Consider the following 22,164-nt stretch of genomic DNA (forward strand, 5'->3'; position numbering starts at 1 on the left):
ACTGTATTACTACTGTCAATGACCAACTTAAAATTTTATCATTTTTTTACTAAATCTAAACATTAGTTTAGCAGGATTCATTGTTCTTTATTAAATTTACTACAAGCGTTATAAGAAAAAATTAGTGGGATAAAGACAATCAATGATAAAAACAAAATAGCAAATGTCAATAGACTTACTAAATTTTTTCGTTTCAACCACCCTTTACTCGTAGCAGTTGTCAGAATAAAAACGGCAAATGCAACGGTCACAATCAACTCAATTAAAAAGAAAACAGAGTAACTCGACCAACTTGCTGTCCTATAAAGCCATAACCAACCTGAGGCCGGTAATAAACATAGCCAGCCTGAAACACGTAACCAAAAAGTAATTCGATTGCGATATTTTTGTTTTTCCATTTTTCTCCTTAATACATTAGATATAGAACAAAGACAATTATAACAATGTGTTCTTCAATAAACAATTTTACATCAAATGAAAAATTGCTTTATTTATGAATTCGTCATACTTTTTTCACATTTTATAGTTATACTGAATGCTGATATGGTGATGCTGAGAAACATTACCATGTTACACTCAACTTTTATGTTTTTCATTCATACTCCTCCAAGTATAATGTAATGAAAAACGGAATGACTTTACAGGTCATTTTCATATCTATCCCTTTCAACTCACGTGTATTGCGTGGGTTTTTCTATTTCCTTTATGACTTCTAAAGGAAATCTTTACTAATTTATAAGACATTTTCTACCTTTACTTTACAATTAAGGAATATTATTTACAAAGTAGTAAGTTAGTAAAACTTGCTACATACTCCCACTTTTTATTTCATTCATTCTTACTCCTTCAAAGTAGATGAAAACTAACTGACCCGCATGTTTTGCGGGTCTTTTTCTTTATTTTGTTTAATTTTAGTGAAAGGGGGTGGCCTAAGTGTTTTCGCCCACAATCAAACAGCTATTAGCAGAAAAAGCCGACACTTTTATTATTCCGGCAGCAAAAGTCGCTTTTGTTCAAGCTAATAATCCTCTCTACCATGCTTTTTTAATTTTAACGAGAGTAAAATATGCTAAGATTCCCGTACTGGATCAGAAAAATCACGTAGTTGGTCTAATTAGTTTAGCCATGATTACTGCTACAATGATGGGAACTCATAAAATAACTAGTGAGCCCTTAAATAGCCTTAAAGTTCGTGATGTAATGGAAACCAAATTCGATAAAATAAATCTTTTAGGATCAACTTTAGAATCCCAACTTCATTTATTAATTGACAATCCATTTCTCCCAGTTGTCGATAATCATAATATTTTTCAAGGTCTCTTAACTCGGCGGGAATGGATTAAAGCTTTCAATTACATTACACATAATCTAGAAAAAAAATATAAAATCATAAAGAAATGATCCTTGCTTTTTATCTTTAAGGATAATACTCAATATACAGTGCAATCATTTATCTACTTATATAGCAAATGGTATTATAAAAATTTTTTTATTACCCACACTTTTTTGAGTTATACTTAACTTAGAATAAGCTTCATGCTTTAGTATTAAAAATTGTCTTGTTTATATTAATTGAAAAATTATAGATTGCTTTGTATTAAAAAGAAGGATACTAATATGGCAAATAAAATAATTTCTGAGCAATTAAACACTTTAATTGATGCTATTATTGACAATTTAGCATATCCTCGTGAACAAGAATTATCTTTATCAGAAAAAAAGCAGCTAGTCACCCAATTAAAAAAAATTAACCAAGCGCCCGATAATTTCTCTGAAAAAGTAATAATTACTGATGTCTTTTATAAAGACAAAATTGCCAAAGAATTTAAAATTATCGACCATAATTTTGGGTGGATTTTCGAAATTTTACAACACGAATTAGTTTCAGCTACTAGACTTCATGCCCTGTTGCTTGATTTAGCCCATGAAGAACATTTTTCACTTGAAGGGATTAATAAAATAAACCACTATTTTTCTGAAACTGACGATCATGGTGACAATGATAATTTTATTACGATGTCTTTTGCTGACTTGATTGATTCACTTAATCGCGCCAAAATTTTTCAAGTTGAAACTAATCCTACTCCGCAAAAGCAAAGTGTAAAAAAGTCGCCTACCTCAATCAAAAGAGCCAGTTCAAATAAAATTATCAAATTATATGATTATTGATTCAAGAAAGCTATAACGCTTTCTTTTTATTAAATTCATTATTTTCTATAACCTAATCATTTGTGTAATAAAAAAAAGTAAGTTAATGTTAAAATAAAATACATATTATTTTTTTATACGGAGGCAGAGCAAATAATGAGTTTTAAAAAGCAGTGGAAATTTATACTAGTACTACTTATTGGTCTCATTAGTCTTATTTGTCAATTTGGGTTACACACCAATAGCTTATTTCAAATTGGTAATTTACAATTTACAATTCAAGCTATTTTAATTGACCTTGTAGGAATAATGATGACCATTTCCTTACTTAGTGAAATTGTTGCCGACTTTAAATCTGGACGCTATGGTGTAGATATTTTAGCCGTTATTGCAGTTGTATCCACGATTTTAATCGGTGACTATTGGGCCGAGTGGATGATTTTAATTATGATGACTGGTGGCGAAACTTTAGAAGATTATGCCACCGGTCAAGCCGACAAAGAGCTGCGCTCACTTTTAAACAATTCGCCCACAACAGCTAATAAGATTGTCAACCAAAAACTACTTTCAGTTGATGTTAACCAGCTTAAAATTAATGATCATGTTTTAATTAAGCCTGGCGAACAAGTACCGGTTGATGGAAAAGTAGTTACAGGTGAATCCAGTTTTGATCAGTCATCACTTACTGGCGAATCAGTACCAATTAATAAAAAAATTGGTGATGAACTAATGTCTGGATCTATTAATGGTAACACTGCCGTTGAAATGGTTGTAACTAAAAAAGCAAGTGATTCAGAATACCAGACTATTGTTTCCCTAGTCAAAACATCCCAATCTCAGCCAGCCAAATTTGTTAAAATGGCTGACCGCTATGCGGTTCCGTTTACAATTATTTCCTTAGTAATTGGAATTGCTGCTTGGATTCATTCAGGTAATCCGGTTAATTTTGCCGAAGTCATGGTCGTAGCATCGCCTTGTCCTTTATTAATTGCCGCACCGGTAGCCTTGATTTCAGGTATGAGTTCAATGTCTAAACACCACATTATTGTTAAGTCTGGACCAACCATTGAAAAGTTAGCTGAAGCCAAAACTTTTGCTTTTGATAAAACCGGTACTTTAACTGAAAACCAATTGGTAATTGATGAAATAGTTCCTGCCACTAATAATTCAAACTTTAGTAAAGAAACTATCTTAAGTTATGCAACAAGCATCGAACAACAATCAACCCATATTATTGCTAATTCGCTAGTGAGTGTTACAAACAAGCAACTTTTAAAGCCCGCCACTAATATTAAAGAAACAACCAGTCAGGGAATTAGCGGAATTGTCGAGCAACACTTAGTTAAAGTAGGTAAATTAAATTTCGTTAGTTCCGAGCAAAAAATTCAAGCTGTTAATGCAACTGCCATTTATATTTCAATTGACAACCAATATGCTGGTTACATCACTTTTAAAGATCAAGTTAGAGCAGAAAGTGCCACTACAATTGAACGATTAAAACGGCAAACTGGAGCCCAGATGATGATGCTAACTGGTGATCATCAGGATGTAGCAGCTAGAATTGGTAAAGAAGTCGGGATTGAAGATATCCGTTATGATTTGCTACCGGTTCAAAAAATTGAAGCAATTAAAAAAGTAACTCAAGATAAACGTCCGGTGGTCATGACTGGCGATGGGATTAACGATGCTCCCAGTTTAACGGCAGCTGATGTTGGTATTGCGATGGGCGCAAAGGGTGCCTCAGCCGCTAGTGAAAGCGCAGATGCCATTATCATGGTTAATGATTTATCTAAGATTAATGATGCCGTGGCCATTGCAAAACATACTATGAAAGTTGCTAATATTGATGTTTTAGCCGCGATAACCATTGTTATTATTATTGAGCTTATTGCCTTTACTGGCATTATCCCCGCTTTTTTGGGAGCAATTTTGCAAGAAGTAGTAGATATGATTTCGATTAGCTTGGCCCTGTTAGCAAAAACTACACCTAAAAATCCAAAACAAACGGGACTAATTACTGAAAAGTAAAATACTTTAACCAGATAAAAAAACGAATCAAATGATTCGTTTTTTTATCTGGTTAATATTTAATAATTTAAACTTTAAGCGTTAAACAAGAAAGCCCAATGCATTATAAAGCATGTGCGACAGCATTGAATAACGCATATCTTTTGTGGTTATATAAACCCAACCTAGTACACACCCCAATGACCAATAGACAAGCAAAAATGGACTAAAAGCCGGATTATGCACATAGCCGAAAGCAAAGCCGCTTATAATGATTCCTAACCATTTATTTAATAGTGTCTCTTTGACAAAAAAGGTATTAAAAAACATTCCTCTAAATATGGTTTCTTCAAATATTGGAGCGATAATAACTACCATCGGAACAAAAAAATTTCCTGCTAGACGTGAAATTCTATTAAGCTCCATTTGATTATCTGAAGTAGTATTCACATTGATTCCTAATAGATTAGGAATTAGAAAACTGGCCAATGTCAGCAAAACAAAACCTATGATTGCAATTGCTAGTCGCCGGATACTCCAATGCGGACGATAATTAAAATCCCAATCATTTTCTTCTGCTAATTGCTTATGGTAAAGATAAAATAGCAATAATATCGCCAAAACTGTTACTATTATTACTAGGACAACAAAGCCAGCAGGACTTATTTTTAGAATATTTTGTACTTTAGTTGGATAAAAATATAATAATTGTACTATTGAATATAATAGGAAACTTACAAATAAAATGATGATATTTTTAAAAATTGTTGCTTTTTTCACTTGTTTACTCCTTACTAGTTATAAGAATCTAGTAGATTATTATATATAATTAAGCTACAGTATACCATAAACACACAATTTTATTTATAATGTCCTTTTTCGACTTATGTTAATAAACCACCATGTTTTTCATGATTGTTTTTTATACATCATTCAGCAAGTTTATTATAGTTAAGGTGAGGGTCATGCTCCAATTTTTTGAAATATTTAGTGAAAATCGTACATTCATGTATCTCTCGATAATTGTACTAATTTCATTGGGATTATTTTTGTTTTCTTGGTTAAAAGAACCACGTAATTTAATTAATGGCTTACTTTTTAGTCTTTTTCTTATTTTATTTATTATTTGGTTATCCACTATTATAGTTGCAACAAAGTTAAAACATTTGATAATCTTCTATGAAATTATAATCTTAATCTCCATTTTATTGTTTATAGCAACCGCTGCCTTTTCTTGGCTCTTTTTCTTATGGAATGCTTATCTTGTTTGGCGGCGTGAAAGCCATACCTTAGCAAATTTATTAACCTTTTTTCTGGGAATTGTAATTTTTATTTCCTGGGTAATATTTTTATCTGGTGCTTTTAGACTGATACCTACATGGCTTAAAATGTTTTTATGTGCTCCAACAGCAATTGTCCTTTATTTGCTACTGATAGCTTATAATTTCTTAGTTAATCTTTTACTGTATCAAATAGTGCCACGTCAGTATAATCAAGATTATCTCATTGTTCTAGGTTCTGGCTTGAAAAATGGCAAAACAGTGCCCCCGCTATTAGCTACCCGAATTAATCGGGCAATCCAGTTTGCGCAAAAGCAAGTAGCCAAGGGCCAGCAGCCGCCAAAATTTATTATGTCTGGTGGAAAAGGCAATGATGAAGAAATTACTGAAGCAGAGGCAATGAGGTCTTATGCTATTCTTCATGGTGTTGATCCAAAATATATTTTACTTGAAACAAAATCAAAAAATACTTATCAAAATATGCAATTTTCGCAGGCGGTTGCGACGACCGATTTTGGTAATAATCATTATCGTGCTAAATTTTTCAGTAATAATTATCATATTTTTCGCGCTGGCCTAGCTGCTAAAGCGACTGGATTAAATGCAAACGGAGTTGGTTGTTACACTAGACTTTATTTTCTTCCTAATGCAATTATGCGTGAATTTGCTGGTATTTTACTAATTAATAAAAAACGCCATCTAATTATTATTACCTTAATTACATTCCTCTTCCTAATCTTTACCTTTATTAACTTACTTAATAATATGTGCTGAAAAGTAAATGTATAATACTGAAGTCAGCTAAACTTTTTATAATAATAAATACTTCATTATTATAGCTTTAATATCTTATATATGTTAAACTTACGCCTATTAATTAATAAAGGTATAAAGGAGTTAACTATGCTTCAATTAAAGCACTTGCGTAAATCTTATCATGTAGGGGATACAGTCACTCATGCCCTTGATGATGTCTCTATTTCTTTTCGTAATCAAGAATTTGTCGCTATTTTAGGACCAAGTGGTTCTGGAAAAACTACAATGTTAAATGTAATTGGTGGCCTTGATCGCTACGACAGCGGCGACTTAATTATAAATGGAAAATCTACTAAAAATTTTGCTGAAACTGATTGGGACGCATATCGTAACAATTCAGTCGGCTTTATTTTTCAAAATTATAATTTGGTGGCTCATTTATCAATTATTGCTAATGTTGAATTAGGTATGAACCTGTCTGGTGTTCCTGCCTCACAGCGTCATCAAAAAGCACTTGATGCTTTAGCCAAAGTTGGATTAAAAGATCAAGTATCAAAGAGCCCTAATCAATTATCTGGTGGACAAATGCAACGTGTAGCGATTGCAAGAGCATTGGCTAATGACCCAGACATTCTACTGTGTGATGAACCAACTGGAGCTCTCGACACTGAAACGTCTGAGCAAATTATGCAATTAATCAAGCAATTATCTCAAGATCGCTTAGTGATCATGGTCACCCATAACCCAGAACTTGCAAGGAAGTATGCAACTAGAATCGTTAATTTTCAAGATGGCAAAATTTTGAATGATTCAAATGCCTTTAAGCCGGTAAATGAAGCTGATACTTTTAACTTAAAACGAACTAAAATGTCATATTGGAATGCTATTAAACTTAGCTTTACTAATATTATGACTAAAAAAGGGCGAACTGCTCTAACTGCTTTTGCTTCAAGTATTGGTATTATTTCTATTGCAATAGTATTAGCTTTGTCTAATGGTTTTCAAAAACAGATTGATACAACTATGAGTAAAGCATTAGCCAAATATCCTGTAACAATTACCCAAAATGCTGCTAATTTTGATAGTTTTGCGCAAGAAAAAAATTCTAAGAGTGTTGCTAAAAATCGAGGTTATATTACCGCTAGAAAAGATAAGGCACAACAAAGTTCCCACAAAAACAAAATTACGCTAGATTATATTAACTACATTAAAAAGATTAATCCTAAATATGCTAATAACATCTCTTATCAAGTTGGTGTTAACCTCAACCTTTTAGGAAAAATCGATGGCAAAGTTAAGCGTGTGCAGTTTTCACCATTAGAAGCTGGTTCAACTATGACTGCAGCATATTCGCAAATGCAAACACAAGCAGCCAGCATGTCTTTTATGGGATCAGCCGTTTTCCCTACCGAACTTGATAAAAGTCAGGGCAATATTTTAAAAGAGAACTATCACTTACTATCTGGTACTTGGCCCAAATCAGCAACTGACTTAGTTTTAGTAGTTGATAGTCAGAATACTATTATAGATAATGTACTAAAAAATCTCGGCCTTAACATCAAAAATGGAGCTAAAGTTGACCTTAGCCAACTAGTTGGCAGAGAGTTTAGAATTGCTACTAATGATGATTACTACCAAAAATTACCTACAGGAATGTTTATTCCCAAAAAGGTAAACTCAGCTATGTATACTAATAGTAAGCTTAAACTGCGAATTGCTGGTGTCATTCGACCTAAAAATAAAGATTCGCTAGAACTATTAGCGCATGGTATTGCCTATAGTGACCAACTAGCACAGCAAGTTATTAAAGAAAACCAAAGTTCAGCAATTGTTAAAGCACAAAAAAACTCTAATCAGAATGTGCTAACAGGACAAAATATGAATCAGACCACTAAAAAGCAGGTATTGCAAGCAATCGGTGGTTCTACAATTCCTGCTGGAATCATGATTTATCCTAATAACTTTGATGCAAAAAACAAGGTCTTAAATTATTTAGATAACTGGAATAAAGGTAAAGCTAAACAAGATAAAATCATTTATACCGATATGTCTAGTGCAGTAACTACTATGACTGGCGGATTATTAAATGGAATTACTGCTGTTTTAATTGCTTTTGCCGCAATCTCACTTATAACTTCAATGATTATGATTGGAATATTAACTTATACCTCAGTCTTAGAAAGAACTAAAGAAATTGGGATTTTAAAAGCTCTTGGCGCACGAAAAAAAGATATTACTCGTGTCTTTGATGCTGAAACTTTTATTTTAGGAATTTTTTCTGGTATTTTGGGAATTGTAATTGCCCGGCTGCTAATTTTCCCAATTAACAGTGTACTTTATTCCATCACTGATTTGACCAATGTAGCTCAACTTAATCCAATTCATGCTCTTGTTTTAATTGGTATTTCGACCATTTTGACGATGCTCGGCGGACACTTGCCTGCCCGCATGGCTGCCAAAAAAGATGCCGCCATTGCTTTAAGGAGTGAATAAAATATTTAAAGTCTTAATCAATATTCTATTTGCAAGAAATATTGATTAAGGCTTTTTTAAATTATTTACACTGCCTATTTTATCTCTAGTTGACAAATTGGCATATACCAATTTATAATTAACTTAATATTTTTGGGAGGCTTATTTATGAAAATAATTATTAAGGACGACAAAGCAAGTGCTAGTGAGCAAGCGTTTGCAATTTTTAAAAACAGCATTAGCAATGGAGCAAAAGTTATTGGCTTAGCAACTGGTTCCACTCCGGAAAATCTTTACCAAGAATGGGTTGATAGCCAACTTGATAATAGTAACTTAATTAGTATTAATCTTGATGAATATGTTGGCTTAGACGAAAAAAGTGACCAAAGTTACCACTATTTCATGCAAAAACATCTTTTCCAGCAAAAGCCATTTAAAAAATCATATATACCTGATGGTATTTTAGCTATTAACAATCCACAAAAAGCTTCAGCTGACTACAATAAAATTATCGAAGACAATCCAATTGATATTCAACTTTTAGGTTTAGGCCAAAATGGTCATATTGCTTTTAATGAACCTGGAACCGCATTTGATTCAATCACACACGAAGTTAAATTAACCGAAAATACTATTCAGGCAAATTCGCGTTTCTTTAGCAATATTGATGACGTTCCTAAGTCAGCAATTTGTATGGGTATTGCTAATATCATGAGTGCAAAAGAAATAGTAATTATGGCGTTTGGCGAAAATAAAGCTGATGCCGTCCAAAAAATGATTGAAGGACCAGTAACTGAAGAAGTTCCTGCATCTATTTTGCAAAATCATCCCAATGTAACATTAATTATTGACCAAAGTGCTGCTAGCCAATTAGATGAAAAATATCGCAATTAGGACTTAGATTAAGCAAATCAAAAAAGAAATTAAAACCCTTTAGACTAAACTGTCTGAAGGGTTTTATTATTTAGTAATTAAACAGATATATCTAGTCTTAAACAGTAAATTGTTTATATTCAGTTAGTCAGCAGTAAAATAGCTCCCGCACTAGTTGGTTTAGCTTTGCCCCTTTTATTTTAATAATTTTTATTTTGTCCAACACCAGCTGAATCCGTTAACATTATTGATTTTTATTATTTAATTATAACGTTATTTAATATATTAACCAGAAATTGTATACATATTAGTGCATATTTCTATACTAGTAAAATATTATGTATTATACTTAGGTTAAATTAAGAGAGGATGGTGATAAGTTGAAACGAATTAAGAAATGGTTTATGATCATATGCTTCTTGCTAATTATACCGCTACCAATATTTATTCTCTGGGATAATAGTGGTTTTTGGCAAAAGTACTTAAAAATCAGCTTACCTACTTTAGGGAAGCTCAACCCAATTTTTACTTGGTACCTGATTGGTATCAGTGCCATTATTTTATTGGTACTAGTTGTTAGTTTAATAATAATTTTGTTTTGGCCTGTACAACGATACTTTAATTTGATTCATAAAAAAGATGGTCAAGTTAAAATAACTAGCAAGGCTATTAATAGCTATGTGGCCAATTCTTTAAATGATTTACCTTATTTAAAGAATCCAAAAGTGGCTTCACGACTAACTAATCGTAAAATCAAAATTAAGATTAGTGGCGACCTTGGAGCAGCTGAAAATATGACTCCCTTGCTTGACAATTATTTAGAAGAATTAGACAAAAATCTCAAGCTATTATTAGGGATTGATCAAAAGCCTAAAATTAAAATTAAATTTGTAAACTATCACACTTCTAATAAACCAGAACAGCGCGTTCAATAAAGGAGGCAAGCAATGAAAGAAAATTTAGAAAAGTACCTCCCAGAAATAAGCGGTGCAGTAATCGGTTTATTACTAGCATTTTGTTTTATCGGACTGGGATTTTACAAAACTATTTTCGTCATCGTTATGTTAGTCTGCGGCGCTTTAGTTGGTCATTATTGGCCCTTACTAAAAAACTTAAAAAACAGATAATAATCGAATAATACCGAAAGGAACTGATATTTATGGTACAAACTAATTCAAAACAAGAAATAAAAGGCGATTTAAATTATGATACTAAGGTAATTCAAAAAATTATCGGTATTGCTTTATCAGACGTAAAAGGGCTCTTAACTGTCAACGGTGGCTTCTTTTCAAACTTAGCTGATAAAATTGTCAATAACGATGATGTTACTTCAGGGGTCAATGTTGAAGTTGGTAAAAAACAAGTAGCTGTAGACATTGAAATTGTTGCTGAATATGGTATTCAAATTTCTAAATTATATGACCAAATTAAACAAAAAATCCATGATAAAGTTAAAGAAATGACTGACTTAGATACTGTTGAAGTTAATGTAACGGTAGTTGATATAAAGACTAAAGAACAACATGAGAAAGATTCGGTTAGCTTACAAGACAAGATTACCGGTACGGCCCAAGATGCTAAAGAAAAAATTGGTGGTCAAGTTGATAAAGTGCAGGACAAAGTAGAAGATAAAAAAGAAGCCAAAGCTAGAGTTAACTAACTATAATTAACTAATTCTACTTTACTTAACAAAAAGTGATAAATCACTAAATTCGGTTGAATCGTGTTTTATCACTTTTTTGTCTAAAAATTTATTGCTTCGCAAGTTAAGGTTTCACGTGTAACAAAATAAAAGCTATATGTATTTTGATATTTTTTTAAGCTGTATTATACAAAAACACTTGACATTTAAATTATTATTTTAATTAATTTTTTGCTTGTCTAACCACTATATCTCGTATTAAACTAGATATGAATCTATATATTGTATTTAAGAAAGAACGTGATTCAAGTTATTGTTTTAAGTGGGCCAATTGGAGCCGGTAAATCCAGTTTAACTAGTATTTTAGCTGAGCATTTGGGTACACAAGCGTTTTATGAAGGAATCGATAACAATCCTGTTTTACCTCTATATTATCAAGACATGAAACGCTACACTTTTTTACTTAATATTTATCTACTCAATCATCGTTTAGCCCAGATTAATCAGGCAATTCAAGAAAAAAATAGTGTATCTGATCGTTCCATCTACGAAGATGCCCTTTTTTTCCAAATGAATGCCGAAAATAATGTGGCTGACCCGACTGAGTTTAAGATTTACGATAGTTTACTTGAGAATATGTTGGAAGATACACCTGGTAACCCAAGTAAGAAACCGGACTTATTAATTTATATTCACGTTTCTCTTGACACGATGCTAAAACGCATTGAAAAACGTGGTAGATCATTTGAGCAATTAAGTACCGATCCCAGTTTAAAAGACTACTATGCCCGTCTAATTAATTATTATGAGCCATGGTATGAGAGTTATGATGCTTCGCCTAAAATGGCTATTGATGGTGATCAATATGACTTTATTGTTGATGAGCATGCCAAAAAAGAAGTTTTACAGCAAATTGATAATAAATTGCACGAAGTAGGCAATTTATAGTAAAGAAGGAACGTGATGACAGTTATTGTTTTAAGCGGGCCAATTGGAGCCGGTAAATCCAGTTTAACTAGTATTTTAGCCAATTATTTAGGAACCAAACCATTTTACGAAAGTGTTGACGATAATCCTGTATTGCCTCTTTTTTATGCGGATCCCAAAAAATATGCTTTCTTATTACAAGTATTTTTCTTAAATACTCGTTTTCGTAGCATTAAAGATGCATTAACGGATGACAACAATGTCCTTGATCGATCAATCTATGAAGATGCCCTCTTTTTTCAAATGAATGCTGATATTGGACGAGCAACCAAGGAAGAGGTTGACACATATTATGAACTTCTAAACAACATGATGACTGAACTTGAGCATATGCCTAAGCGTCAACCTGATTTGCTTGTTCATATTGATGTATCATATAACACGATGCTCAAACGAATTCAAAAACGTGGTCGTCCTTATGAACAACTTAGTTATGATGCCACTTTAGAAGATTACTATAAGCAATTACTGCAATATTACAAGCCATGGTATGAAAAATATGCCTATTCACCTAAAATGACAATTAACGGTGATCAATTAGATTTTATGACCAATAATCAAGATCGCCAAATTGTGCTTGACCAGATAGTCGCTAAATTAAAAGAGATTGACAAACTACCTGAGACATGGCATAAATCAACTAATATTGAACTTATAGATTAGATTTAATTTAGCAATACCCCGAAATCAAAATAATTTCGGGGTATTATTATGTCCAAATTCATCGTCTTTAAATACAAAATATTATAAATGATGCCTAAATTATTACCCTTCGTCCTAACTATTTCTTATTTAGCATTTCTTCTTTTAAAGTAGCTTATTAATAAATAATCATAGTCAACTTTTTTAAGGTGATATCAAAAAAACTAATTTAATATTTTATTTATGTTATGCTTGTAATTACTTATCCTAGATAGATTACTGTGCAATTTGACTTAAAAGGAGAAAAGATAGCGATGGCTTACATTATCTCAATTATTCCTGCTTTACTCGCAGGAGTAAAAATAACTTTACTGCTATTTTTGGGGACAATCATTATGGCAATTCCACTAGGAATAATTACCAGTCTAGGCTTACTATCAGCCATTAAACCCCTAAAATTAATTTTTAAATTTTATATTTGGATTATGCGTGGAACCCCACTATTATTGCAATTAATCTTTATTTTTTATGGCTTACCCATTATTGGTATAATTTTTCAGCGCTATGACGCTGCTTTAGTTGCTTTAGTTATGAATTATGCTGCTTATTTTGCTGAAATATTCCGTGGCGGTTTTCAGTCTATTCCCAAAGGACAATATGAAAGTGCTCACGTTTTGCAACTTAATTATTGGCAAACTTTGCGTTATATTATTATTCCACAAGTCAGTAAAATAGTTATTCCCTCAATTGGCAATGAAATTATCAACTTAATTAAAGATACTTCTTTAGTCTACGTAATTGGTCTTGGTGAACTTTTACGTGCTGGCAATGTAGCTAGTGCACGTGATGTGACTTTGACCCCCTTAGTTATGGTAGGCATAATTTACTTATTAATAACTGGAATCATTTCATTTCTTTTAAAGCGAATCGAACTTAATTATTCAAAATGGAAATAACTAATTGGGGTCACAACTATGCTTGAATTAAAAAATATCACCAAAAAATTTGGTTCAAAAATTATTTTAAATAACCTTAATCTAACTATTTTAGACCAACAAATTTTAGCAATTGTAGGTAGCTCTGGTGCTGGTAAGACGACCCTGCTACGTTGTCTAACTGGCTTAGAAAAAATTGATGCTGGTCATTTTTATTGGAATCAACGAGAATTTAATCCTATCGAGCAAAACAAAAACAAACAAATTATGGGGGCTGTTTTTCAAAATTATGAATTGTTTCCCAACCTAAATGTAATAGATAATATTACCTTAGCGCCTCGCTTAGTACTTAAAAATACTACGCAAGAATTACAAATAGCAGTGCAAAAACTATTACTAGAACTTGACTTAACCGGTAAAGAACGACTTTATCCTTATCAACTTTCAGGCGGACAAAAGCAAAGAGTTGCTATTGCTCGTGCATTAGCAATGAAGCCACAAATTCTATGTTACGATGAGCCTACTTCTGCCCTAGATCCAGCTTTACGTAATAAAGTTGCCAAAATTATTTTGCAACTTAAAAATAATACTGGCATGACACAAATTGTCGTTACGCATGATATGGAATTTGCTAAACAGATATCTGATCGCATCTTTACCGTTAATACTTTAGCTAACTAAGAAGGTAAATTAAGTGAAAATTAAACGTATTGTGACTACAATAATGATATTATCTACGTCTTTCTTTCTAGTAGCCTGCAGCAATGTCTCAGTCGGACAAAATGCTAATTCAATAGACAATTGGACAAGAATTAAGAAAAGAGGCTATGTAATTATTGGTGTTGATGACACATTTGTGCCAATGAGTTTTCGGCAAAAAAATGGTAAGTTGGTTGGTTATGACATTGACCTAGCAACTGCTGTTTTTAAATTATATGGTCTAAAGGTGAGCTTTCAAACTATTGACTGGTCAATGAATACAACCGAATTACGAAACGGGACTATTGATTTGATCTGGAATGGCTTTAGCAAAACCCCTAGTAGAGCAAATAAAGTGGCATTTAGTCAAACCTACCTAAATAGTACCCAAGTTTTAGTGTCATTAAAAACAAATAAGCTTGTTCGTCCCGCTTCATTGAAAAACAAAGCATTAGGTGTACAAACCGGTTCGTCTGGTTATAACGATGTTATAAATTACCCTAATATATATAAAAAGCAAATTAAAAACCACTATCCAATACTCTATGATTCTTTTACCAACGCTTTTATTGATTTAAATTCACAAAGAATACAGGGTTTACTACTTGATAGCACTTATGCTAATTATTATATTTCACACCAAAAAGAACCAGACCGTTTTTTTGAAATTCAAAGTCCCTTTCCTAAAGAAGAATTTGCTGTTGGCTTGAGAAAAAGTGATATTATCTTACGTCAAAAAATCAACCGTGCTTTAATCAAATTAGCTAAAGAACAAACTATTGCTCGAATTGATTATAAGTGGTTCAAAAATCGAATTCATTCTCCTCTTACCCAAAAATTTACTTAAAGTAACTAAAAAGTAGCTCATCCTTACCTAAGAAATCTAACTGATTGTTAATAAAATCATATTTGTAATTAAAATTATCCTGAAATAATTCGTGTTTGCAATTATTTTTATCAGTGATAAACTAAATAAGTTGTTAAAATTTATACAAAAACGAACATTTTATCAGGAGATGTCAAATGGATTTTATAAAGAGTTATTTTCAACTCGATAAATATAAAACTAGTATCAAAATCGAATTTCTGGCTGGACTGACTACTTTTATTAGTATGTCATATATTCTATTTGTTAATCCCAGCGTTCTAGGAGCTAGTGGTATGGATAAGGGGGCAGTTTTTACCGCTACTGCTTTAGCTAGTGCTTTGGGAACTGCATTAATGGGAATTATTGCCAATTATCCGATTGGTGAAGCCCCAGCCTTAGGGATTAATGCCTTCTTTGCCTACACTGTTTGTGTCGGCATGCATGTTTCTTGGGAAACTGCATTAGCAGCCGTTTTTGTGGCTTCAATCATTTTTATCTTGATTACAATGTTTAAATTACGGGAAAAAATTATTAATGCAATCCCAGCCGATTTAAAATTTGCTATTTCTGCAGGTATTGGTCTATTTATCGCTTTTTTAGGTATGCAAGACGGGGGCTTAATCGTTGGTAACAAATCAACCTTGGTTGGTCTAGGCTCTTTACATGATCCTGCCGTTTGGATTACTATTTTTGGCTTGCTGGTCACTATTGTTTTAATGATCTTAAATATCCCCGGAGCTATTTTCATTGGCATGATTCTGGCAGCCGTTTTTGGTGTATTAACGGGACAAATTGCTTTACCTCACCAAGTTATCTCTTTAGCTCCAAGTATTGCCCCTACTTTTGGTCAAGCTGTTTTTCATGTTAAAGATATCAATTCTTTACAAATGTGGGTAGTAGTTTTAACTTTCTTATTGGTTACCTTTTTCGATACTGCAGGTACACTAATTGGGCTTGCTCAGCAAGCTGGCTTCATGAAAGATAATAAGATGCCACGGGTTGGTAAAGCTTTAGCATCAGATTCTACTGCTATGATGGTGGGATCTGTCTTAGGAACCTCACCAGTTGGAGCATTTGTAGAATCAAGCGCTGGAATTGCTGTAGGTGGTCGTACAGGATTAACCGCAGTTTTTGTGGCAATTTTTTTCTTGATTTCAATGATTTTTAGCCCTTTGCTTGGTTTATTTACAACTCATGTAACAGCGCCGGCCTTAATTATTGTGGGCGTGTTAATGGCACAAAATACCGCACATATCCATTGGGACAAAATGGAAATTGCCGTACCCGCCTTCTTGATTTTAGTTGGGATGCCCCTAACATACTCTATTTCCGATGGCCTTGCTTTAGGTTTGATAACTTATCCAATATGTATGTTAGCTGCTAAGCGTGCTAAAGAAGTAACCCCTATGATGTGGATTTTATTCCTTGTCTTCATCATCTTTTTGTGGGTTTTGAACTTCTAACTAACAAAAATTAATAATATATTAGTCTAAAACAAATCTTATTTGATTTGTTTTTTTATTTCCAAGGAAATATTTTACCTAAATATGCTACACTAAACTTATTAATCTTATTATTTATTTTTTTGGAGGAAAAAATGACGACACTAGAAAAAGTCTTTCATTTAACCGATGCTCATACCACTGTCAAACGTGAGTTGATTGCCGCATTAACCACCTTTGTCAGTCTCTCCTACATCCTTTTTGTTAACCCTAATATTTTACATGCAGCTGGAATTGATAAAGGCGCTGCCTTTACCGTCACTGCTCTATCAATTGCTATTGGCTGCTTTATTATGGGATTCGTAGCTAATTATCCAATTGCCCTTGCGCCAGCACTAGGTAGTGCAGCATTTTTTGCTTATAACGTCTGTGGCGGTATGAATATTAATTGGCAAACCGCGTTAGCTGCAGTTTTAGTTGCTTCAATTTTATTTATTTTAATTACTGTTTTAAAATTACGAGAAAAAGTTGTAGATGCAATCCCACAAGATTTAAAATACGCAATATCAGCCGGTATTGGCTTATTTATTTCCTTTATTGGTTTACAAAATGGTAAATTAATTGTTAACAGCGATTCTAATTTAGTAACTCTGGGTAAATTTAATTCGCCTGCCGTTTGGATTACTTTATTTGGCTTAGTACTAACTGTTATTTTGATGGCAATGAATATACCTGGTTCGATTTTTATTGGCATGGTTGTAACTGCCATTTTTGGTGTATTAATTGGCCAAATAGCCATGCCTAAAGGAGTTATTGCTGCTGCACCAAGTATTGCACCAACCTTTGGTCAAGCTATTTTCCACCTTAAGGATATTAATACACCGCAATTATTTATGGTCGTGCTAACCTTTTTATTAGTTACTTTTTTTGACACTGCTGGAACTTTGATTGGTATGACCGAACAAGCTGGCATGGTTGATCAAAGTGGCAAAATTCCGCGAATTGGAAAAGCTTTTTTATCTGATTCTTTAGCAATGGTTGAAGGAGCAGTTCTAGGAACTGCTCCCCTTGGAACCTCTGTTGAATCAAGTGCTGGCATAGCTATGGGCGGACGTACAGGTTTAACAGCTATCTTGGTAGGTATTTTATTTTTAATTAGCATGATTTTTAGCCCCTTACTAGCTGTTATTCCGACTACAGTTACAGCACCTGCATTAATTATTGTGGGCGTATTAATGGCTGGTAATCTTAAAAAAATAAACTGGGATAAATTTGAAATTGCCTTCCCCGCTTTCCTAACGGTTGTTGGAATGCCACTTACTTACAGTATTTCAAATGGTTTAGCTTTAGGGATGATTGCTTATCCCATTACGATGATTGCAGCTAAACAAGCCAAAAAAGTTTCACCCATGATGTATGTCTTGTTTATAGTATTCATTATCTTTTTCTTGATAACCAACATGTAAAATCAATTTATTAAAGCCATGAAAACATGGCTTTTTTATGATATAATTATTAAAGAATAAGTTATGATAGTTAAAAAACTAAGAGGAACTATCAATGAGTAAATTTTATAATAATTATAAAGTTGCATTGTCGTTTACAATTTTGGCCATATTTCCTAGTTTAAATTTGATTTTTAGTTCCAATTATCACAAAATGATGGTCGGTTTAGGCTTTATTTTTATAGTAGCAATAATTTCATTTAGCATAGATTATTGGTTTAATCAGCAAAATTTTAGAACTAATTACCATTGCAATAAAAAAGGTATTGCCGCCTTAATTGATTATTTAATTAGTCTTATTTTACTTGGAATTATTTATCTTTTTTTGACTTAATAGGCTTTAAGTTCAACTATACATATTTGTACTAATAAATTATTTTAATCAACTACAAAAAAGCAGCTAGCCTTTAGACTAACTGCTTTTTGTTACATGTGAAACAAATATTACTTTTCTTCAAACCACTGAGTATGGTACACACCAGCTCGGTCGTTACGATAGTATGTATGGGCACCAAAATAATCACGTTGCCCTTGAATTAAATTAGCGGGTAAACTCGGATTAAAGATTGACTCTAAATAATTTAGTGCGGCACTTAAAGTTGGAGTTGGTATCCCAGCTCTAGTTGCCAATTCAATTACCTGACGTAAAGCAGGTAAATTCTGTTCCATTAGTTTATTAAAGTAAGCATCCTGGAACATATTATTCAGCTGCTTGCCGTTAGCAAAGGCCTTTTCAATATCTTTCAACATTGAAGAGCGAATAATACAACCTGCTTCCCATGATTGAGCAATCGCTGGATAATGTAACTCCCAGTGATAAGCATCAGCTGCCATTTTTAATTGTTGAAAACCTTGAGCATATGCTACTGCTTGACTTAATTGCAAGGCTTTTGCAAGATTATCAATTAAATTGGTTGGGACTTCACCGTTCCATTGGATTTCCTTACCTTCACGTGTAGTCGCCTTAGACATGAAACGGGCTAAAACAGCTTCAGCAACCACACTAATTGGTGCACCAAGGTGCACACCATCTTCAAGCATCCAATTCCCTGTACCTTTATATGAGGCAACATTCAAAATATGATCAATTACATAATCAGGAGTTAAGTCATCTTTTTGCTTTAAAACTTCAGCAGTGATTTCGCTAAGGTATGCTTGAACCAAGCCTTGATTCCAATCAGCGAAAATTTGCGACATTTCAGCATTAGATTTCCCTGCAACCTTACGCAAAACATCGTAAACTTCGGAAAATTCTTGCATGATACCATATTCGATACCATTATGAACCATCTTGACATAGTGACCACTACCTTCAGGGCCGATAAAACTTACGCAAGGATGGCCATCAGAGTTCTTAGCAGCAATTGCTTCCAAAATTGGTGCAACTTCCTTATACGCTTCTTCATCTCCTCCTGGCATCAAAGCAGGCCCTTTTAGAGCACCTTCTTCACCACCAGAAACACCCATACCAATAAAATGAATGCCGTGTTCTTGTAACTCATGAAACCGGCGATTGGTATCATGAAAATTAGAATTACCGCCGTCTAATAAAATATCTCCCTTATCTAATAGTGGTAAAAGCTTAGCTAATGTTTCATCAACTGGCTTTCCTGCGGCAATTTGAATCAAAATTTTACGCGGCTTTTCTAGTGAACTTACAAACTCTTCCCAAGAATAAGTAGGCTTTAATTTTTCATCTTTATAATTCGCCAGCGCATCGACTTCTTTTTTGTCAATACTAAAACCAGAAACGGAAAAGCCGTTATTTCTAACATTTAAAGCCAAGTTTTTGCCCATAACCGATAAACCAATAATTCCGAATTGTTGCATCTTTAATCCTCCCGAAGTTAAAATCATTATCTATTATTATACTTGTAAGATGACAAAAAAGCGAAACTTTCAAAAGTCCCGCTTTTTTTATTAACATTAGTTATCTTAATGTGTTGAAGCACCTGAAGTTGTATCTGTTTCTTCTTCTGGTTCTGGTTCTTCTTCAGCTTCTGAAGCACCTGAAGCAGTATCAGTAACTAAACCATATTTTTCAGCAAAATAGCTAAATGGTTTCAAACCTTGAGCTTGGTACTTCTCAACGAATTCTGGATCATCAAGCGTATTTAACTCAGTTGAGTAAGGCATATCATGAGTGAACTTAACGTCAATTAACATTGGTCCATCCATTTGCTTAAATTCCTTAACTGCGTCTTCGAATTCCTTCTTAGTCCGAACAGTTACACCCTTAACGTTCATACCTTCAGCAACCTTGGCCCAATCATTGTCTGGCATAATAACACCTGATAAAGGTTGGTGAGATTGATCAACTTGTTCAGCTTCAATAAAACCTAAAGTTTCGTTAGTGAAGACAACGTTAATGATATGCATGTTGTAACGCGCTTCTGTCAATAATTCCTGACTCATCATAGCGAAGCCGCCGTCACCACCTAAGTTCCAAACTTCACGTTCTGGATGAACAGTCGCAGCAGCAATAGCAGCTGGAGAACCAAAGCCCATAGTTGCATACAAACCTGAAGTTGCCCAAGTTTGTTCTCCATGCAAGTTAATTAAACGTTGGAAGTCAATATTGATGTTACCAACATCAATTGCATATTGTGCATTGTCATCAGCATATTTGTTGATAACATCAAAGATTGGTTCACGGCGAACTGGCATTTCATCTGAATCAACAAAACTTTGTTGCCATTCATCCCAGTTTTGACGATCAGCAAGACCAGCCTTGTAAATTGGTGATTCTTCACGGGCCTCACCGGCATCAATCATTGCTTGCAAAGTCTTAGCACCATCAGCTAAAATTGGAACATCAACCGCATGACGCTTACCTAATTTTTCTGAGTCAACATCGATTTGAATAACCCTAGCTTTAGGATCAAAGAAGAAGACAGAGAATGGTGAGTTGTTACCAACCCAAATTACCAAATCAGCATGCATTTGAATATCGTCACTAGCCTTAGGAGCAACACGACCAATTGAACCCAAGTATGCTGGAAATTCATCTTCAACAATTCCCTTAGCAATAACCGAAGAAAGAAGTGGTGTCTTAAATTTTTCAGCAAAAGCCTTCAAAACATCACCGTGACCTTTAAGACCCATACCATAGTAAACAACAGGGTTCTTAGCTTCAGCTAAAAGCTTAACTGCTGCATCAACATCTGCTTTCTTAGGAGCAGCATAGTTAGGAATAGCTGAAATTGAATTGTAGGTTACACGGAAGTTATCGTTAATCTTGTCCCAACCAAAATCTTTTGGAAGAATTAAAACAGCTGGACCCTTCTTAGCATATGCTTGACGAAGAGCTTCATCCATCATACCTGGAATTTGTTCGGCAGTCTTAATTTGGTGATTCCAAACTGCTACGGAATCAAACCAAGGCTTCTCATCAAAAGCCTGGAAAAAATCGATATCTTGACGACTAGTAGGCACATTAGCAATGATTGCTACCATAGGTACCTTGTCGTATTTAGCATCATATAAACCGTTCATTAAGTGAACAGCACCAGGACCTGCTGAACCAAAACATACACCAGCTTGACCAGTAAATTTATACTCAGCTGCAGCCGCTAAAGCACCTGCTTCTTCATGCCGCACTTCAATAAACTTTAATTTATCTTTGAAGTCGTGGATTGCATTCATTGTTGAATCAAATGAACCACCTGGGAAACCATAAATATGATCAATATGCCAGTCCAATAATACTTGGAGCATAGCATTTGCGCCATTAATTTTTGCCATTTTAAGTGCATCTCCTTAAATACATGTTTACTTACATATTGTATTAAAACATATAATTTCACAATTTCAAGTATGGAAGTTATATGATTAGGTCAAGGTGTAAGCGCTACTCTAAAATATTATTTTCACAAAGTTAGATAGTTATTTTATAGCTTTCAGATTAG

At 33.6% G+C, this 22,164-nt stretch carries 21 protein-coding genes; 17 read left to right on the forward strand and 4 right to left on the reverse strand.

The genetic code is table 11. The annotated features are described in order from the left end of the window. Window positions 1-77 precede the first annotated feature (77 nt). Window positions 78-398, reverse strand: a complete 321-nt coding sequence (locus tag F5ESL0237_RS07375; protein WP_122022364.1) for a hypothetical protein — start codon at window positions 396-398, stop codon at window positions 78-80. A 535-nt stretch (window positions 399-933) separates the two neighbouring features. On the opposite strand from F5ESL0237_RS07375, the gene cbpB reads away from it, so the two are divergent. From cbpB to F5ESL0237_RS07390, 3 genes are all read left to right on the forward strand, one after another. Next, entirely contained in the window at window positions 934-1,401 is a 468-nt protein-coding gene (gene cbpB / locus F5ESL0237_RS07380) for a cyclic-di-AMP-binding protein CbpB (protein ID WP_122022365.1), read from the forward strand. 216 nt (window positions 1,402-1,617) lie between these two features. Then, window positions 1,618-2,169, forward strand: coding sequence for a hypothetical protein (locus F5ESL0237_RS07385; RefSeq protein WP_122025055.1), 552 nt, complete (start codon window positions 1,618-1,620; stop codon window positions 2,167-2,169). Between the two features lie 135 nt (window positions 2,170-2,304). Continuing rightward, window positions 2,305-4,176 carry a heavy metal translocating P-type ATPase gene (locus tag F5ESL0237_RS07390; RefSeq protein WP_122025056.1) on the forward strand — a complete coding sequence of 624 codons (1,872 nt, stop codon included), beginning with the start codon at window positions 2,305-2,307 and terminating at the stop codon, window positions 4,174-4,176. 81 nt (window positions 4,177-4,257) lie between these two features. On the opposite strand, the gene F5ESL0237_RS07395 is transcribed toward F5ESL0237_RS07390, so the two are convergent. Then, complete coding sequence (locus tag F5ESL0237_RS07395; RefSeq protein ID WP_122022368.1) at window positions 4,258-4,935, reverse strand: CPBP family intramembrane glutamic endopeptidase; 678 nt, start codon at window positions 4,933-4,935, stop codon at window positions 4,258-4,260. Window positions 4,936-5,120: 185 nt separating this feature from the next. Here F5ESL0237_RS07395 and F5ESL0237_RS07400 point away from each other — a divergent pair, with 185 nt between their 5' ends. The 14 genes from F5ESL0237_RS07400 to F5ESL0237_RS07465 all read left to right on the forward strand — a co-directional run bounded on the left by F5ESL0237_RS07400 (window position 5,121) and on the right by F5ESL0237_RS07465 (window position 18,590). Then, on the forward strand, window positions 5,121-6,209 hold the full coding sequence (locus F5ESL0237_RS07400; RefSeq protein WP_122025057.1) for a YdcF family protein: 1,089 nt from the start codon (window positions 5,121-5,123) through the stop codon (window positions 6,207-6,209). A gap of 129 nt (window positions 6,210-6,338) precedes the next feature. After that, complete coding sequence (locus F5ESL0237_RS07405; RefSeq protein WP_122025058.1) at window positions 6,339-8,684, forward strand: ATP-binding cassette domain-containing protein; 2,346 nt, start codon at window positions 6,339-6,341, stop codon at window positions 8,682-8,684. A 147-nt stretch (window positions 8,685-8,831) separates the two neighbouring features. Beyond that, complete coding sequence (locus F5ESL0237_RS07410) at window positions 8,832-9,557, forward strand: glucosamine-6-phosphate deaminase (RefSeq protein ID WP_122025059.1); 726 nt, start codon at window positions 8,832-8,834, stop codon at window positions 9,555-9,557. A gap of 359 nt (window positions 9,558-9,916) precedes the next feature. Beyond that, complete coding sequence (amaP, locus tag F5ESL0237_RS07415) at window positions 9,917-10,471, forward strand: alkaline shock response membrane anchor protein AmaP (protein ID WP_122025384.1); 555 nt, start codon at window positions 9,917-9,919, stop codon at window positions 10,469-10,471. A gap of 12 nt (window positions 10,472-10,483) precedes the next feature. Further along, window positions 10,484-10,663, forward strand: coding sequence for a DUF2273 domain-containing protein (locus tag F5ESL0237_RS07420; protein ID WP_090093337.1), 180 nt, complete (start codon window positions 10,484-10,486; stop codon window positions 10,661-10,663). Window positions 10,664-10,695: 32 nt separating this feature from the next. Continuing rightward, the gene (locus F5ESL0237_RS07425) at window positions 10,696-11,196 is read left to right on the forward strand and encodes an Asp23/Gls24 family envelope stress response protein (protein ID WP_090093335.1); all 501 of its coding nucleotides are present in this window, start codon (window positions 10,696-10,698) and stop codon (window positions 11,194-11,196) included. 282 nt (window positions 11,197-11,478) lie between these two features. Further along, window positions 11,479-12,126, forward strand: coding sequence for a deoxynucleoside kinase (locus tag F5ESL0237_RS07430; protein WP_122025061.1), 648 nt, complete (start codon window positions 11,479-11,481; stop codon window positions 12,124-12,126). A 15-nt stretch (window positions 12,127-12,141) separates the two neighbouring features. Next, entirely contained in the window at window positions 12,142-12,828 is a 687-nt protein-coding gene (locus tag F5ESL0237_RS07435) for a deoxynucleoside kinase (protein ID WP_122025062.1), read from the forward strand. Between the two features lie 293 nt (window positions 12,829-13,121). Continuing rightward, the gene (locus F5ESL0237_RS07440) at window positions 13,122-13,763 is read left to right on the forward strand and encodes an amino acid ABC transporter permease (RefSeq protein ID WP_122022376.1); all 642 of its coding nucleotides are present in this window, start codon (window positions 13,122-13,124) and stop codon (window positions 13,761-13,763) included. A gap of 18 nt (window positions 13,764-13,781) precedes the next feature. Next, window positions 13,782-14,423, forward strand: a complete 642-nt coding sequence (locus F5ESL0237_RS07445) for an amino acid ABC transporter ATP-binding protein (protein ID WP_122025063.1) — start codon at window positions 13,782-13,784, stop codon at window positions 14,421-14,423. A gap of 43 nt (window positions 14,424-14,466) precedes the next feature. Then, a complete protein-coding gene (locus tag F5ESL0237_RS07450) occupies window positions 14,467-15,288 on the forward strand; it encodes an amino acid ABC transporter substrate-binding protein (RefSeq protein WP_122025083.1) in 822 nt (273 codons plus the stop codon). Window positions 15,289-15,464: 176 nt separating this feature from the next. Beyond that, complete coding sequence (locus F5ESL0237_RS07455) at window positions 15,465-16,772, forward strand: NCS2 family permease (RefSeq protein WP_122022378.1); 1,308 nt, start codon at window positions 15,465-15,467, stop codon at window positions 16,770-16,772. A 134-nt stretch (window positions 16,773-16,906) separates the two neighbouring features. Then, window positions 16,907-18,217, forward strand: coding sequence for an NCS2 family permease (locus tag F5ESL0237_RS07460; RefSeq protein ID WP_122025064.1), 1,311 nt, complete (start codon window positions 16,907-16,909; stop codon window positions 18,215-18,217). Between the two features lie 94 nt (window positions 18,218-18,311). Next, window positions 18,312-18,590, forward strand: coding sequence for a hypothetical protein (locus F5ESL0237_RS07465; protein ID WP_122025065.1), 279 nt, complete (start codon window positions 18,312-18,314; stop codon window positions 18,588-18,590). Window positions 18,591-18,700: 110 nt separating this feature from the next. Here the strand turns inward: F5ESL0237_RS07465 and gndA are convergent, their stop codons facing one another. Both gndA and spxB read right to left on the reverse strand, forming a co-directional pair. Continuing rightward, window positions 18,701-20,086, reverse strand: coding sequence for an NADP-dependent phosphogluconate dehydrogenase (gndA, locus tag F5ESL0237_RS07470; RefSeq protein ID WP_122025066.1), 1,386 nt, complete (start codon window positions 20,084-20,086; stop codon window positions 18,701-18,703). Between the two features lie 105 nt (window positions 20,087-20,191). Next, window positions 20,192-22,000 (reverse strand): pyruvate oxidase, encoded by a 1,809-nt coding sequence (gene spxB / locus F5ESL0237_RS07475; RefSeq protein ID WP_122025067.1) that lies wholly within the window; start codon window positions 21,998-22,000, stop codon window positions 20,192-20,194. Between the last annotated feature and the right edge of the window lie 164 nt (window positions 22,001-22,164).

This window comes from Lactobacillus sp. ESL0237, assembly GCF_003692985.1.
Taxonomy (GTDB): Bacteria; Bacillota; Bacilli; order Lactobacillales; family Lactobacillaceae; genus Lactobacillus; species Lactobacillus bombicola.